14 protein-coding genes are annotated in these 15,815 nt (G+C 70.4%); 13 read left to right on the top strand and 1 reads right to left on the bottom strand.

Annotated elements, in window-relative coordinates; genetic code table 11:
• The first annotated feature begins 614 nt into the window (after positions 1-614).
• Entirely contained in the window at positions 615-1,046 is a 432-nt protein-coding gene (locus SYYSPA8_RS24470) for a GNAT family N-acetyltransferase (RefSeq protein ID WP_323449466.1), read from the top strand.
• 102 nt (positions 1,047-1,148) lie between these two features.
• On the opposite strand, the gene SYYSPA8_RS24475 is transcribed toward SYYSPA8_RS24470, so the two are convergent.
• A complete protein-coding gene (locus tag SYYSPA8_RS24475) occupies positions 1,149-2,033 on the bottom strand; it encodes a C40 family peptidase (protein ID WP_323449467.1) in 885 nt (294 codons plus the stop codon).
• Positions 2,034-2,893: 860 nt separating this feature from the next.
• Between SYYSPA8_RS24475 and SYYSPA8_RS24480 the strand changes: the two genes are divergently transcribed.
• From SYYSPA8_RS24480 to nuoL, 12 genes are all read left to right on the top strand, one after another.
• Positions 2,894-3,253 carry an NADH-quinone oxidoreductase subunit A gene (locus SYYSPA8_RS24480; RefSeq protein WP_003956195.1) on the top strand — a complete coding sequence of 120 codons (360 nt, stop codon included), beginning with the start codon at positions 2,894-2,896 and terminating at the stop codon, positions 3,251-3,253.
• A gap of 31 nt (positions 3,254-3,284) precedes the next feature.
• Positions 3,285-3,839 carry a NuoB/complex I 20 kDa subunit family protein gene (locus tag SYYSPA8_RS24485; RefSeq protein WP_323449468.1) on the top strand — a complete coding sequence of 185 codons (555 nt, stop codon included), beginning with the start codon at positions 3,285-3,287 and terminating at the stop codon, positions 3,837-3,839.
• 88 nt (positions 3,840-3,927) lie between these two features.
• Positions 3,928-4,656 (top strand): NADH-quinone oxidoreductase subunit C, encoded by a 729-nt coding sequence (locus SYYSPA8_RS24490; RefSeq protein ID WP_323449469.1) that lies wholly within the window; start codon positions 3,928-3,930, stop codon positions 4,654-4,656.
• On the top strand, positions 4,656-6,005 hold the full coding sequence (locus SYYSPA8_RS24495; protein ID WP_323449470.1) for an NADH-quinone oxidoreductase subunit D: 1,350 nt from the start codon (positions 4,656-4,658) through the stop codon (positions 6,003-6,005). Before SYYSPA8_RS24490 ends, SYYSPA8_RS24495 begins: the two co-directional genes overlap by 1 nt.
• The gene (nuoE, locus tag SYYSPA8_RS24500; protein ID WP_323449471.1) at positions 6,002-6,829 is read left to right on the top strand and encodes an NADH-quinone oxidoreductase subunit NuoE; all 828 of its coding nucleotides are present in this window, start codon (positions 6,002-6,004) and stop codon (positions 6,827-6,829) included. Before SYYSPA8_RS24495 ends, nuoE begins: the two co-directional genes overlap by 4 nt.
• Complete coding sequence (nuoF, locus tag SYYSPA8_RS24505; RefSeq protein ID WP_323449472.1) at positions 6,829-8,199, top strand: NADH-quinone oxidoreductase subunit NuoF; 1,371 nt, start codon at positions 6,829-6,831, stop codon at positions 8,197-8,199. Before nuoE ends, nuoF begins: the two co-directional genes overlap by 1 nt.
• Complete coding sequence (locus SYYSPA8_RS24510; protein WP_323449473.1) at positions 8,196-10,703, top strand: NADH-quinone oxidoreductase subunit G; 2,508 nt, start codon at positions 8,196-8,198, stop codon at positions 10,701-10,703. The genes nuoF and SYYSPA8_RS24510 overlap by 4 nt, the downstream gene beginning before the upstream one ends.
• Positions 10,700-12,085: an NADH-quinone oxidoreductase subunit NuoH gene (gene nuoH / locus SYYSPA8_RS24515; RefSeq protein ID WP_323449474.1), complete on the top strand. Its 1,386-nt coding sequence runs from the start codon at positions 10,700-10,702 to the stop codon at positions 12,083-12,085. Before SYYSPA8_RS24510 ends, nuoH begins: the two co-directional genes overlap by 4 nt.
• Entirely contained in the window at positions 12,072-12,677 is a 606-nt protein-coding gene (gene nuoI, locus SYYSPA8_RS24520; RefSeq protein WP_407706073.1) for an NADH-quinone oxidoreductase subunit NuoI, read from the top strand. Before nuoH ends, nuoI begins: the two co-directional genes overlap by 14 nt.
• Positions 12,674-13,594, top strand: coding sequence for an NADH-quinone oxidoreductase subunit J (locus SYYSPA8_RS24525; protein WP_323449476.1), 921 nt, complete (start codon positions 12,674-12,676; stop codon positions 13,592-13,594). Before nuoI ends, SYYSPA8_RS24525 begins: the two co-directional genes overlap by 4 nt.
• On the top strand, positions 13,591-13,890 hold the full coding sequence (nuoK, locus tag SYYSPA8_RS24530) for an NADH-quinone oxidoreductase subunit NuoK (RefSeq protein ID WP_323449477.1): 300 nt from the start codon (positions 13,591-13,593) through the stop codon (positions 13,888-13,890). The genes SYYSPA8_RS24525 and nuoK overlap by 4 nt, the downstream gene beginning before the upstream one ends.
• A gap of 10 nt (positions 13,891-13,900) precedes the next feature.
• A complete protein-coding gene (gene nuoL, locus SYYSPA8_RS24535) occupies positions 13,901-15,814 on the top strand; it encodes an NADH-quinone oxidoreductase subunit L (protein ID WP_323449478.1) in 1,914 nt (637 codons plus the stop codon).
• Position 15,815 lies beyond the last annotated feature (1 nt).

The raw sequence follows: 15,815 nt of genomic DNA on the forward strand, positions 1-15,815 counted from the left end.
CCTGAACCTCAGCCGAACCTCAACCGCGCCTGCGCCAAACCTCTGCCGAATCCGTACTGCACCTGTCCTGACGTGCGCTTTCGCTGTCCGGGACAGGGTGAGGGCTGTCCCGGACAGGGATGTTGTTGCCGCCGGCGGACACGACCCCGCAGGCTGGATCTCGTCCACCGCACCAGGCGGCGGACGGAACCACTCAACGGGGGATCAGTCATGGAGCGCATCACACAGCCGAACAGCGGTATCGACGTCAGCAGCCGCAACAGCGGTGACGACGACGGGTCCTGGGACCCGTCGGTCCTGTCCGCCCCGGCCGGGGCCTGATCGGGGGTGCCGCACGGCTTGCCGGGCATCCCCAGCGCCCGGGGGGTGGGGATCGTGCGGCACCTTCACCGGGGTCCGTCGGTCGGACCCCGGGGGGCGGACCGGCCCGGCGGTCTTCCGTGCTGCTGCCGCGGGGACTGCCGTGGCGGCAGAGGACGCGCACCGCGCCCGTCGCCCGGTGGGCGGACCGGCCCTCTGCCCGGGGCCGGTCCGCCCGCCACCGATGAGCGCGGCGCCCGGAGGTAAGGGGGACCTTGCCTCCGGGTGTCGCGCCACCCTCTATTCTGTAATACATGGACTCGTTGAAGGACCCTTACGAACTGCGGGTCGGCGTCCCCTCCGTCGAGGACTACCGCCGCCTGCGTACCACCGCGGGACTCTCCGACAAGGCGCCGGAGGCGGTTCGGATCGCCCTGCCGGGCACCTGGTTCGGCGTCGTCCTGCACCACGGGGGACGGCCCGTCGGCATGGGGCGGATCATCGGTGACGGCGGCACCGCGTTCCAGGTCGTGGACATCTGCGTCGAGCCCGCGCACCAGGGGAAGGGCCTGGGCCGGCGCATCATGGCCGCGCTCACCGGGGAACTGGAGCGCCGGGCGCCCGCCACCGCGTACGTCTCGCTCATCGCCGACGGCCCCGCGCGCTTCCTGTACGAGAAGTTCGGCTTCGCCGACACCGCCACGCACGGCTCGATCGGCATGTACCGGTCGATGGGTACGCGATAGAGCGCCGAGAGGCGCAGGGGAACGCCGCAGGGCCGGTCCGGACGGGGAGTCCGGACCGGCCCTGCGGTCTTCCGTGCTGCTGCGGCGGGTACTGCCGTGGCGTCAGAGGACGCGCACCGCGCCCGTCGCCGGGTAGCCGGAGAGGTCCTGGATGACGACGCCCTTGGCGGGGTTCGCCGCGTCGAGGTACTTGCCGTCGCCGATGTAGACACCGGTGTGGTACGCGCTGCCCGCCGCGCCCCAGTAGAGGATGTCGCCCACCTGGAGGTTGGACGTGCCGACCTGGGTGCCGGCCGTCGACTGGTCCTGGGAGACCCGGGGGAGGTCGATGTTGACCTGGCGGAACGCGGCCTGGACCAGGCTGGAGCAGTCCCACGAGTTGGGCCCGGTGGCACCCATCACATAGGCGTCGCCGACCTGCGCCTTGAGGAAGGCGATGACGGTGGCCACGGAGCCGGAGGCGGGCGTGGAGGTGCTCGGGGCCGGGGTGGACGCCGAGTTGCCGCCGGAGGGCGCCGTGGAGCCCGAAGAGCCCGTGGACGTCTGCGTGGTGAGCGTGGTGCGCTCGGCGGTACGGGAGGCCCGCTCCCGCTCGCGCTCCCGCTCGGCGGCCGCGGCGGCCTCGCGCTCGCGCTGCTCCTCGGCCTTCTTCTCGGCCTCGGCCAGGCGCACGGCCTCCGCCTTGGCCTTCACGGCGGTCTTCTCGGCGGTCTGCGCGGCCGCGTCCTCCTGCGCCCGCACCTCCTGCTCGAAGGCGACCTGCTGCTGGGCCTGGACGGACTCCTCGACGGCCAGCGAGAGACCGGCGGTGGGGGAGAGGACCGGCATCTCGACGGTCTCGGTCACCGGCTCGGCGCTGGCCGATCCGGATCCGGCCACGGCGATGGTGCTGAGCACGCCACCGGCCACTCCGGCACGGAGCGCCATGGCGGAAGCGCTCCGGCGGCGGGGCTTCCGGTGGCTGGGTATGTGAGCGGTGTGGGACATGAGGACAACCGCTATCAGCCATCCATGGTTCCCGACAAGAAACGTGTGTTGCGCCACAGTTGCGGGCGGAACTAATCAATCCGCTTTCCATGGGCCCTTATTGACGCCGCAACGGGCATATCGGACACAAGTGATCATGGCTGTGATCATGGACTTTCAGAAAAAAGTCCGAATTGCCATCGGCCTACCACCGGCACGGGTCGATGGCCAAGCCCTTGGCTCCGGGCCTCCGGGGCGCGTGGCGCAGGTCACAGAACGGCAACGAGGGTGCTCGCGGACCGTGTCCGGGTCGTAACGATAAGCGGCGGCACGGTCGGTGACGCCCCGACTCGTCCGGGTGACGCCGGTCGTACCCCTTCCGGGGGTGCCGGCGGGGCATCGGGACGGGTGTCGGGGCGGGTGCCGGGATGGGTGCCGGGATGGGTGCCGTCGCGGGTTCCGCGCAGGTCCCGGCGGCGGCCGCACCCGGCCCCGCCGCCACCGTCCGCGCCCGCTCCGGCAGGTGAGGCAAGGCTTACTATCACTCGCCCGCGTCCACCGCCAATTTGCGTCCGCAGGCATACGCTTGATAGTGCGAAACGCTCTCGACCAGCGGAAACGCTGGAAGATGTCACTTCTGGTGATCAACTGCGTGCTTCACGTATGAAGATCACCCCTCATCCGCCTTCATGATCGTTCGACGGGTGGTGGAGATCACAAGAACGGTTCCCGACCCCGTGTCGCAGATCACAGACCGGCGGGCATAGGATGCGGGGCAATCGGGCTTGTGAACTGCCTCACATGAACACGATCTTCGTGGCGGAGCGGTCGGAACCCGGTGCGGTCCACTCGGTCAAGGACGACTGGAAGGAGCGAGGAGGGTGAACGCCTACGCGCCCATCCTTGTGCTCGGCGCCCTCGGGGCAGGGTTTGCGATCTTCTCCGTGGTCATGGCCACGCTGATCGGCCCCAAGCGGTACAACCGGGCGAAGCTCGAAGCGTACGAGTGCGGCATCGAGCCCACTCCCACGCCGGCCGGCGGCGGCCGCTTCCCCATCAAGTACTACCTGACGGCGATGCTCTTCATCGTCTTCGACATCGAAATCGTCTTCCTCTATCCCTGGGCGGTCAGCTTCGACGCACTGGGCCTCTTCGGCCTGGTCGAAATGCTGCTCTTCGTGCTGACCGTCTTCGTCGCCTACGCATACGTATGGCGGCGCGGCGGCCTGGAATGGGACTGAGGAAAAGGGGCAAAGGGGCTGAGAGGCACCAATGGGACTCGAAGAGAAGCTGCCGAGCGGTTTTCTGCTGACCACCGTCGAACAGGCCGCGGGCTGGGTGCGCAAGGCGTCGGTCTTCCCCGCCACCTTCGGCCTGGCGTGCTGCGCCATCGAGATGATGACGACCGGCGCCGGGCGGTACGACCTCGCCCGCTTCGGCATGGAGGTCTTCCGGGGCTCCCCGCGCCAGGCCGATCTGATGATCGTCGCCGGCCGGGTCAGCCAGAAGATGGCCCCCGTACTGCGCCAGGTCTACGACCAGATGCCCAATCCCAAGTGGGTCATCTCCATGGGCGTGTGCGCGTCGTCCGGCGGGATGTTCAACAACTACGCGATCGTGCAGGGCGTCGACCACATCGTCCCCGTGGACATCTATCTGCCCGGCTGCCCGCCCCGCCCCGAGATGCTGATGGACGCGATCCTCAAGCTCCACCAGAAGATCCAGTCCTCCAAGCTCGGCGTCAACGCGGAGGAAGCGGCCCGGGAGGCCGAGGAAGCGGCGCTCAAGGCGCTGCCGGTGATCGAGATGAAGGGGCTGCTCCGGTGAGGCGGGCACACCCGGCCGCCGGACGGCCGACGAAGGACCGGGCCGCACCCCCCAGCAGCGGCGGGAACGCGGCCCCCGAGGAGGGGCGATGACGGACCAGCCGAACCCCGAGAAGGAACTCAGCGAGCAGAACCTTCCGGGCCAGCGCGGCGACCACGGCGAGGAGATCCGCGTCCAGCGCGGCATGTTCGGCGCCAACAACGGCGGCGACACCTCCGGCTACGGCGGACTCGTCCGATCCGTACGGCTGCCGGGCCCGGCCTCCCGCCCCTACGGCGGCTGGTTCGACGAGGTCGCCGACGAACTGGAGGGCGCCCTGGAGGAACAGGGACTCGTCCCCGAACACGCCATCGACAAGACCGTGGTGGACCGGGGCGAGCTGACCTTCCACATCGCGCGGGAGCACCTGCTCCGGACCGCCCGCACCCTGCGCGACGACCCGGCGCTCCGGTTCGAGCTGTGCACCGGCGTCAGCGGGGTCCACTACCCCGACGACAAGGGCCGCGAGCTGCACGCCGTCTACCATCTGCGCTCGCTCACCCACGGCCGGCTGATCCGGATCGAGGTCTCGGCCCCCGACAGCGATCCGCACATCCCCTCGCTGGTCTCCGTCTACCCGACCAACGACTGGCACGAGCGCGAGACCTACGACTTCTTCGGCCTGGTCTTCGACGGGCACCCCGCCCTCACCCGGATCATGATGCCGGACGACTGGCAGGGCTTCCCGCAGCGCAAGGACTATCCGCTCGGCGGCATCGCCGTCGAGTACAAGGGCGCCCAGATCCCGGCTCCGGACCAGCGGAGGTCGTACAGCTGATGGCCACTCCCCACGCAGATTCCCCCACCCGGGCCTCGCGGGCCGCGGCCCGGGAGACCACCGAGGGCACCGTCTACACGGTCACCGGCGGCGACTGGGAGGAGGTCGCCCGCAGCGCGGCCCGCGCCGACGACGAACGCATCGTCGTCAACATGGGCCCCCAGCACCCCTCCACCCACGGTGTCCTCCGGCTGATCCTGGAGATCGACGGCGAGACCGTCACCGAGGCCCGCTGCGGCATCGGCTACCTCCACACCGGCATCGAGAAGAACCTCGAATTCCGGACCTGGACCCAGGGCACCACCTTCGTGACGCGGATGGACTACCTCACGCCCTTCTTCAACGAGGCCGCCTACTGCCTCGCCGTGGAGAAGCTGCTCGGCATCGAGGACCAGATCCCCGACCGCGCCTCCGTGATCCGGGTCCTCCTCATGGAGCTGAACCGGCTCTCCTCCCATCTGGTGTGCATCGCCACCGGCGGGATGGAGCTGGGCGCCACCACCATCATGATCTACGGCTTCCGCGACCGCGAGCTGGTCCTCGACCTCTTCGAGCTGATCACCGGACTGCGGATGAACCACGCCTTCATCCGGCCCGGCGGCCTCGCCCAGGACCTGCCCGCCGGCACCGTCGACCGGCTGCGCGAGTTCGTGAAGACCATGAAGAAGAACCTGCCGGAGTACGACAAGCTCGCCACCGGCAACCCCATCTTCAAGGCCCGGATGCAGGGCATCGGCCATCTCGACCTCACCGGCTGCATGGCCCTGGGCGCCACCGGACCCATCCTGCGCGCCGCCGGACTCGCCCACGACCTGCGCAAGACCGACCCGTACTGCGGATACGAGACCTACGACTTCGAGGTCCCCACCGCCGACACCTGCGACTCCTACGGCCGCTTCCTCATCCGCCTGGAGGAGATGCGCCAGTCGCTGCGGATCGTCGAGCAGTGCATCGAACGGCTCGCCCCCGGCCCGGTCATGGTCGCCGACAAGAAGATCGCCTGGCCCGCGCAGCTCGCGCTCGGCCCCGACGGCCTCGGCAACTCCCTCGACCACATCAAGAAGATCATGGGCACCTCGATGGAGGCCCTGATCCACCACTTCAAGCTGGTCACCGAGGGCTTCCGGGTCCCCGCCGGACAGGTGTACGCGGCCGTCGAGTCGCCCAAGGGCGAACTGGGCGCCCATGTCGTCTCCGACGGCGGCACCCGCCCCTTCCGGGTCCACTTCCGCGACCCGTCCTTCACCAACCTCCAGACCATGGCGGCGATGTGCGAGGGCGGCCAGGTCGCCGACGTCATCGTCGCCGTCGCGTCCATCGACCCCGTGATGGGAGGCGTCGACCGATGACGGCCCAGTCTTCCAACCAGGAAGTCGCGCTCGGGATGCCCCAGCTCCCCGCCCCCGACTACCCGGCCGAGGTACGCGCCCGGCTGGAGACGGACGCCAAGGACGTCATCTCCCGCTACCCCGACTCCCGTTCGGCGCTGCTGCCGCTGCTCCACCTCGTCCAGTCCGAGGAGGGCTTCGTCTCCCGCACCGGGATCCGGTTCTGCGCCGAGGTGCTGGAGCTGACCACCGCCGAGGTCACCGCCGTCGCCACCTTCTACAGCATGTACCGCCGCCGGCCCTCCGGCGACTACCAGGTCGGCGTCTGCACCAACACCCTCTGCGCGGTCATGGGCGGCGACGCCATCTTCGCCGACCTGAAGGAACACCTCGGCGTCGGCGACAGCGGCACCACCGACGACGGACTGGTCACGCTGGAGCACATCGAGTGCAACGCGGCCTGCGACTTCGCCCCCGTTGTCATGGTGAACTGGGAGTTCTTCGACAACCAGACCCCCGAGTCCGCCCGCGGGCTCGTCGACGACCTGCGCGCGGGCCGCCCCGTCGCCCCCACCCGGGGAGCGCCGCTGTGCACCTTCAAGGAGACCGCGCGGATCCTCGCCGGCTTCCCCGACGAGCGCCCCGGAGCCGTCGCCGCCACCGGAGGAGCCGGGCCCGCCTCCCTCGCCGGGCTCCGCCTCGCGAAGGGCGAGGGCCCCGCCCGCGTCGTCGCCCCGCGCGGCGAGAGCACCGAGAGCGGCCAGAGCGCCGAGAACGCCGAGGACACCACCCCCGCGGCGCCCGGCTCCACCGGGGACGCCGAGGACGCCGAGGAGGGGAAGTGATGACCTTGTCCACCGAACACGACGACACCGCCCGTCGCGAGGGCGAGGCCGCCCCCGAGAAACTGCTCTCCCCCGTCCTCTCCGCCTTCTGGGACGAGGACGAGTCCTGGACGCTGGAGACCTACCGGCGCCACGACGGCTACCAGGGCCTGCGCAAGGCCCTCGCCATGGCCCCCGACGACCTCATCGCCTACGTCAAGGACTCCGGACTGCGCGGCCGCGGCGGCGCCGGCTTCCCCACCGGGATGAAGTGGCAGTTCATCCCGCAGGGCGACGGCAAACCCCACTACCTCGTCGTCAACGCCGACGAGTCGGAACCCGGCACCTGCAAGGACATCCCCCTCCTCTTCGCCAACCCGCACTCCCTGATCGAAGGCATGATCATCGCCTGTTGGGCGATCCGCTCGAACCACGCCTTCATCTATCTCCGCGGCGAGGTCGTCCCCGTCCTGCGGCGGCTCCACGAAGCCGTCCGCGAGGCCTACGAGGCGGGCTACCTCGGCCGGAACATCCTCGGCAGCGGACTCGACCTCGACATCACGGTGCACGCGGGCGCCGGCGCGTACATCTGCGGTGAGGAGACCGCACTGCTCGACTCGCTCGAAGGACGCCGCGGCCAGCCCCGGCTGCGCCCGCCCTTCCCCGCGGTCGCCGGCCTGTACGCGTGCCCCACTGTGGTGAACAACGTCGAGTCCATCGCGTCGGTTCCCGCGATCCTCAACCGGGGCAAGGACTGGTTCCGTTCGATGGGCAGCGAGAAGTCCGCGGGCTTCACGCTCTACTCCCTCAGCGGCCATGTCGCGGGCCCCGGACAGTACGAGGCCCCCCTCGGCATCACCCTGCGCCAGCTCCTCGACATGAGCGGCGGCATGCGCCCCGGCCACCGCCTCAAGTTCTGGACCCCCGGCGGCTCCTCGACCCCGCTGCTCACCGCCGAACACCTCGACGTCCCCCTCGACTACGAGGGCGTCGGCGCGGCCGGCTCCATGCTCGGGACCAAGGCCCTCCAGTGCTTCGACGAGACCACCTGCGTGGTCCGGGCCGTCACCCGCTGGACCGAGTTCTACGCCCACGAGTCCTGCGGCAAGTGCACCCCCTGCCGGGAGGGCACCTACTGGCTGGTCCAGCTGCTGCGCGACATCGAGGACGGCAAGGGCGTCCACTCCGACCTCGACAAGCTCGCCGACATCGCCGACAACATCAACGGCAAGTCGTTCTGCGCCCTCGGCGACGGCGCCGCCGCCCCCATCTTCTCCTCGCTCCAGCACTTCCGCGCGGAGTACGAGGAGCACATCGACGGCGCCGGCTGCCCCTTCGACCACGCCAGGTCCACCGCTTGGGCCGATCACCGTACGGAGGTGACCGCATGACCGTGACCACCAGCGCTCCTCCCGGGGGCGGCCAGGGCGGCGAGCCGCCACAGGATCTGGTCACGCTGACCATCGACGGCGCCGAGATCAGCGTGCCCAAGGGGACGCTCGTCATCCGCGCCGCCGAACTCCTCGGCATCGAGATCCCCCGCTTCTGCGACCACCCCCTCCTCGACCCCGCGGGCGCCTGCCGCCAGTGCATCGTCGAGGTCGAGGGCCAGCGCAAGCCGATGGCCTCGTGCACCATCACCTGCACCGACGGCATGGTCGTCCGCTCCCAGCTCACCTCGCCCACCGCCGAGAAGGCGCAGAAGGGCGTGATGGAGCTGCTGCTGATCAACCATCCGCTGGACTGTCCCGTCTGCGACAAGGGCGGCGAGTGCCCCCTCCAGAACCAGGCGATGTCCCACGGCGACACCGACTCCCGCTTCGAGGGCAGGAAGCGGACGTACGAGAAGCCGGTGCCGATCTCCACCCAGGTGCTGCTGGACCGCGAACGCTGTGTGCTCTGCGCCCGCTGCACCCGCTTCTCCAACCAGGTCGCCGGCGACCCGATGATCGAACTGATCGAGCGGGGCGCGCTCCAGCAGGTCGGCACCGGCGAGGGCGACCCCTTCGCGTCGTACTTCTCCGGCAACACCATCCAGATCTGCCCGGTGGGCGCGCTGACCTCGGCCGCGTACCGCTTCCGCTCCCGCCCCTTCGACCTGGTCTCCTCGCCGAGCGTCTGCGAGCACTGCGCCGGGGGCTGCGCCACCCGCACCGACCACCGCAGGGGCAAGGTCATGCGGCGGCTCGCCGCCGACGACCCCGAGGTCAACGAGGAGTGGATCTGCGACAAGGGGCGGTTCGGCTTCCGGTACGCGCAGGCGCGGGACCGGCTCACGACCCCGCTGGTGCGCGACGCCGATGGCGTGCTCCGGCCCGCGAGCTGGCCCGAGGCGCTCGACGCGGCGGCCGCCGGACTCGCCGCCGCGCGTGGCCGGGCCGGGGTGCTGACCGGTGGCCGGCTCACCGTGGAGGACGCCTACGCGTACGCCAAGTTCGCCCGCGTCGCCCTCGGCACCAACGACATCGACTTCCGGGCCCGGGTCCACTCCGGCGAGGAGGCCGACTTCCTGGCCTCGCGCGTCGCCGGCCGGGGCCGGGACCTGGACGGCACCGGCGTCACGTACACCCTGCTGGAGCAGGCACCCGCCGTGCTCCTGGCCGGCTTCGAGGCCGAGGAGGAGGCCCCCGGGGTCTTCCTGCGGCTGCGCAAGGCCCACCGCAAGCACGGCCAGCGCACCTACGCGCTCGCCTCCCACGCCACCCGCGGCCTCACCAAGGCCGGCGGCACCCTGCTGCCCGCCGCCCCCGGCACCGAGACCGAATGGCTCGACGCCCTCGCCGGACAGGTCGGACTGGACGCCGGCGGCGCCGAGGCCGCGGAGTCGCTGCGGGCCGAGGGCGCGCTCATCGTCGTCGGCGAACGCCTCGCCGGGGTCCCCGGCGGGCTCACCGCCGCCGTCCGGGCCGCCACCGCGACCGGTGCCCGCCTGGTGTGGATCCCGCGCCGGGCCGGTGAGCGGGGCGCCGTCGAGGCCGGTGCGCTGCCCTCGCTGCTGCCCGGCGGGCGCCCCGCGACCGACCCCCGGGCCCGCGAGGAGACCGCCGAGGTCTGGCGGGTGCGCGACCTGCCCTCGCGCTACGGCCGCGACACCGCCGGAATCCTGGACGCGGCGGCCACCGGGGCGCTGGGAGCGCTGCTGGTCGCCGGGGTCGAGGTCGCCGACCTGCCCGATCCGGCCCGCGCCCGCGAGGCCCTGTCCGCCGTCGGCTTCCTGGTCTCCCTGGAGCTGGCGCCGAGCGAGGTCACCGAACGGGCGGACGTGGTCCTGCCGGTGGCGGCCGTCGCCGAGAAGTCCGGCACCTTCCTTGACTGGGAGGGCCGCGCCCGGTCGTTCGAGGCGGCGCTCAAGCCGGAGCAGATGACCCGCACCCTCGCCCCCGGCGACGCCCGGGTCCTCCATATGCTCGCCGACGCCATGGACGTCCCCCTGGGGCTGCCCGATGTCGCCGCCGTGCGCCGGGAGCTGGACCGGCTCTCCGGCTGGCGCGGCGCCGGGGCCGGGGAGCCCATGGAGTCCGCCCGTCCGCTGCCCCGCGCCGGTGAGGGCGAGGCCGTGCTCGCCGGTCACCGGCTCCTTCTCGATCAGGGGCTGCTCCAGCGCGGCGACACCGCGCTCGCGGGCACCCGGCACGCGGCCGTCGCCCGGCTGTCGGCGGCCACGGCCGCCGAGTCCGGTGTCGAGGCCGGCGGTGAACTCGCCGTCACCGGCCCCGCCGGCACGGTCCTGCTGCCGCTGGAGATCACCGAGATGCCCGACCGGGTGGTGTGGCTGCCGCTGAACTCCACCGGCGGCGGCGTCCTCTCCGACACCGGGGCCCGCCCCGGCGAGCTGGTCCGTATCGCACCGGCCGCCCCCGCGTCCGCGACCGAGGCACCGGAGGTGCGCGCATGATCTCCCAGGTGCAGGTCCTCGCGGCCGAGGACCTCTCGATGTTCGGCCACGACCCCTGGTGGCTGGTGCTGATCAAGGCGGTGTTCTGCTTCGCCTTCCTGATGGTGACGGTGCTCTTCTCCATCGTCTGGGAGCGCAAGGTCGTCGCCTGGATGCAGTTGCGCATCGGCCCCAACCGGCACGGCCCCTGGGGCCTGCTCCAGTCCCTCGCCGACGGCGTCAAGCTGATGCTGAAGGAAGACGTCATCGTCAAGCGGGCGGACAAGGTCGTCTACATCCTGGCGCCGATCATCGCCGCGATCCCGGCCTTCATGGCGATCGCGGTCATCCCCTTCGGCCCGGCGGACAACCAGGTCTCCATCTTCGGCCACCGCACCGCGATGCAGCTGACCGATCTGCCGATCGCGATGCTCTACGTCCTCGCGGTCGCCTCGGTCGGCATCTACGGCATCGTGCTGGCGGGCTGGTCCTCCGGCTCCACCTACCCCCTGCTCGGCGGGCTCCGCTCGTGCGCGCAGATGATCTCGTACGAGATCGCCATGGGTGCGGCCTTCGCCTCCGTCTTCCTCTACTCGGGGTCGATGTCGACGTCGGCGATCGTGGAGGCGCAGGCGGACCGCTGGTACATCCTGCTGCTGCCGGTCTCGTTCATCATCTACGTCGTCACCATGGTCGGCGAGACCAACCGCGCCCCCTTCGACATGCCGGAGTCCGAGGGCGACCTCGTCGGCGGCTTCAACACCGAGTACAGCTCCATCAAGTTCGCGCTGTTCATGCTGGCGGAGTACGTCAACATGGTCACCGTCTCCGCCGTCTCGGTCACCCTCTTCCTCGGCGGCTGGCGCGCCCCGTACCCCATCTCCGCGTTCTGGGAGGGCGCCAACCAGGGCTGGTGGCCGCTGCTCTGGTTCGTCCTCAAGGTCCAGCTGCTGCTGTTCTTCTTCATCTGGCTGCGCGGCACGCTGCCCCGGGTCCGCTACGACCAGCTGATGAAGCTGGGGTGGAAGGTGCTCATCCCGGTGTCGGTGGTCTGGCTGATGCTGGTCGCGACCGTACGGGCGCTGCGGAACGAGAACTACGACTTCCAGCAGATCGTGCTCTACGTCGCCGGGGCGGTGCTGTCGCTGCTGGTCCTCTCCTACGTCGTGGACCTCTTCCGCGGCGACAAGGAGAAGAAGGAACGGGCCGTACGGGAGGCGGAGGAGGCCGCCGCGCCCTTCGACCCGATGGCGGGCGGCTACCCCGTACCGCCGCTGCCCGGCCAGAGTCTGCCGCCGGTGCCGCGCCGGCGTCCCCGCCGGGAGCGCGAGCTGATTGTCAGTGGCGGACCCGACACGGTGAGTGAGGGATCTCGCGAGGGAAAGGAGGGTGACGGTGTCTGAGGAACGGGAACGGGAATCCGAGCAGGGGTTCCAGAATCCGGTCGCCGGCTTCGGCGTGACCTTCAAGGCCATGTTCAAGAAGCGGCTGACCGAGCAGTATCCGGAGCAGCCGAAGGTCACAGCGCCGCGCTTCCACGGGCGGCACCAGCTCAACCGGCATCCGGACGGGCTGGAGAAGTGCGTCGGCTGCGAGCTGTGCGCCTGGGCCTGCCCGGCCGACGCGATCTATGTGGAGGGCGCGGACAACACGGAGGAGGAGCGCTACTCCCCGGGCGAGCGGTACGGCCGCGTCTACCAGATCAACTACGCCCGCTGCATTCTGTGCGGGCTGTGCATCGAGGCGTGTCCCACCCGGGCGCTGACGATGACGAACGAGTTCGAACTGGCCGACAGCTCCCGCGAGAACCTCATCTACACCAAGGAGCAGCTGCTCGCGGGGTTGACGGAGGAGATGGTCGACACCCCGCACGCCATTTTCCCCGGGATGGACGAGGGCGACTACTACCGGGGCCTGGTCACGGAGGCCGCCCCCGGCACGGTCCGCCAGATCGCCGTCTCCCAGGGGGAGAAGGGCGAGGAGGTGGACGCATGAGTGGCCCGATCCCGCTGGAGGCCCTGGCCGCGACGGCGACGTCGACCGGCGAGGCCGTGCAGTTCTGGGTGCTCGGGACCGTCGCCGTGGCGGGAGCGCTCTGCACGATCCTGATGAGGCGGGCCGTGCACAGCGCGCTCTGCCTCGCCGGGACCATGATCATTCTGGCGGTCTTCTACCTCGCCAACGGCGCCTACTTCCTGGGCGTGGTCCAGATCGTCGTCTACACCGGCGCGATCATGATGCTCTTCCTCTTCGTGGTGATGCTGGTCGGCGTCACCGCGGCCGACTCCCTCAAGGAGACGCTGAAGGGCCAGCGCTGGCTGGCGGCGCTCTGCGGGACCGGCTTCGGGGTCCTGCTGACCGCCGGCATCGGCAACGCCTCGCTCAAGGAGTTCAACGGCCTGGGCGCGGCCAACAGCGAGCACGGCGGCAATGTGGAGGGCCTCGCGGCCCTGATCTTCACCAAGTACGTCTTCGCCTTCGAGATCACCGGCGCGCTGCTGATCACGGCGGCGGTGGGCGCGATGGTGCTCACCCACCGGGAGCGCACCGAGCGGGCGCGGACCCAGCGCGAGCTGGCCGCCGAGCGGGTGCGCGCGGGCACACAGCTGCCGCCGCTGCCCGCGCCCGGTGTCTACGCCCGGCACAACGCGGTGGACATCGCCGGCCTGCTGCCCGACGGCACCCCGTCCGAGCTGACGGTGAGCCGGACGCTGCGGGAGCGCGGCCAGATCCGCGATGTCTCCCAGCGGGCGCTGGGCGATCTGAAGGCACTGGAGCAGCGTTCCGAGGAACGGCTCGGACGCCATGGACACGGACCGGACGACCGCACCGGTGACACCGATACCGGTACCACCGATGACGCGGCGGCAGCCGAGGACAGGGGCCGGGACGACGAGGAGGCCCATCGGTGAGTCCGGTCAACTACCTCTATCTGGCCGTGCTGTTGTTCACGATCGGCGCGGTCGGTGTACTGATCCGGCGGAACGCGATCGTGGTCTTCATGTGCGTCGAGCTGATGCTCAACGCCTGCAATCTCGCGCTCGTCGCCTTCTCCCGGATGCACGGCAACCTCGACGGCCAGATCATCGCCTTCTTCACGATGGTCGTCGCCGCCGCCGAGGTCGTGGTGGGCCTCGCGATCATCGTGTCCCTGTTCCGGTCCCGCCACTCGGCCTCGGTCGACGACGCCAGCCTGATGAAGCTGTGAGGGGCTGAACGTGGATAACCTGATTGCGCTGCTGGTCGCCGCGCCGCTGCTGGTCGCCGCGCCGCTGCTGGGAGCCGTGGTGCTGCTGTGCGGAGGCCGGCGGCTCGACCGCGCCGGCCACTGGCTCGGCACCGCGCTCGCGGCCGCGTCCTTCGCCGTCGGCGCGGTGCTCTTCGTGGACATGCTGGGCAGGGACGTGGACGACCGGGCCCTGCACCAGCATCTGTTCAGCTGGATCCCGGTGGAGGGCTTCCAGGCGGACATCGCCTTCCAGCTCGACCAGCTGTCGATGACCTTCGTCCTGCTGATCACCGGTGTGGGCACGCTGATCCACGTCTACTCCATCGGCTACATGGAGCACGACGAGCGCCGCCGCCGCTTCTTCGGCTATCTCAATCTCTTCCTGGCGGCGATGCTGCTGCTGGTCCTCGCCGACAACTACCTCCTGCTGTACTTCGGCTGGGAGGGCGTCGGTCTCGCCTCCTACCTGCTCATCGGCTTCTGGCAGCACAAGCCGAGCGCGGCGACGGCGGCGAAGAAGGCGTTCCTGGTCAACCGGGTCGGCGACATCGGCCTGTCGATCGCGATCATGCTGATGTTCACCACCTTCGGGACCTTCGCGTTCGGGCCGGTGCTCGGCTCCGTGGGGGAGACGGGGGAGGGCACGCTGACGGCGATCGGCCTGATGCTGCTCCTGGCGGCCTGCGGCAAGTCGGCGCAGGTGCCGCTCCAGTCCTGGCTGGGGGACGCGATGGAGGGCCCGACCCCGGTCTCGGCCCTGATCCACGCGGCCACCATGGTGACGGCGGGCGTGTATCTGATCGTCCGCTCCGGCGCCATCTTCAACGCGGCCCCGGACGCCCAGCTGGCGGTCGTGGTCGTCGGCGCGGTCACTCTGATCTTCGGTGCGGTCGTCGGTTGCGCCAAGGACGACATCAAGAAGGCCCTCGCCGGGTCCACGATGTCGCAGATCGGCTACATGATCCTGGCCGCGGGGCTCGGGCCCATCGGCTATGTCTTCGCGATCATGCACCTGGTGACGCACGGCTTCTTCAAGGCCGGGCTCTTCCTCGGCGCCGGTTCGGTCATGCACGGCATGAACGACGAGGTGGACATGCGCAAGTACGGCGGCCTGCGGAAGTACATGCCGGTCACCTTCGTCACCTTCGGCCTCGGCTATCTCGCCATCATCGGCTTCCCCGGGCTCTCCGGCTTCTTCTCCAAGGACAAGATCATCGAGGCGGCCTTCGCCAAGGGCGGCACCGAGGGCTGGATCCTCGGCTCGGTCGCCCTGCTGGGCGCCGCCATCACCGCGTTCTACATGACCCGCGTGATGGTGCTGACCTTCTTCGGCGAGAAGCGCTGGCAGCCCGACGCCGAGGGCCATGAGCCGCATCCGCACGAGTCGCCGAAGTCGATGACCATCCCGATGATCGTGCTGGCCTTCGGCTCGGTCTTCGCGGGCGGCTTCTTCTCCATCGGCGACCGCTTCCTGAACTGGCTGGAGCCGGTCACCGGCGCGGAGCACGGCCACCCGCCGATGAGCGCCGCGACCGTCACCGGGCTCACCGTCGTCGCCCTCGCCGTCGGTGTCACCATCGCCTGGGTGATGTACGGGCGGCGGCCGGTGCCGGTCACCGCGCCGCGCGGCTCGCTGCTCACCCGGGCGGCCCGCCGCGACCTGCTCCAGGACGACTTCAACCATGTGGTCCTGGTCCGGGGCGGTGAGCATCTGACCCGTTCGCTGGTCTACGTCGACCACACCCTGGTCGACGGGGTGGTCAACGGCACCGCGGCCTCCGTCGGCGGCCTCTCCGGCCGGCTGCGCAAACTCCAGAACGGCTACGTCCGCTCGTACGCCGTGTCCATGTTCGGCGGTACGGCGGTACTGATCGCCGCGACCCTGCTGATGAGGGGTGTGTAAC

It is taken from the genome of Streptomyces yaizuensis, from assembly GCF_034961445.1.
Taxonomy (GTDB): Bacteria; Actinomycetota; Actinomycetes; order Streptomycetales; family Streptomycetaceae; genus Streptomyces; species Streptomyces yaizuensis.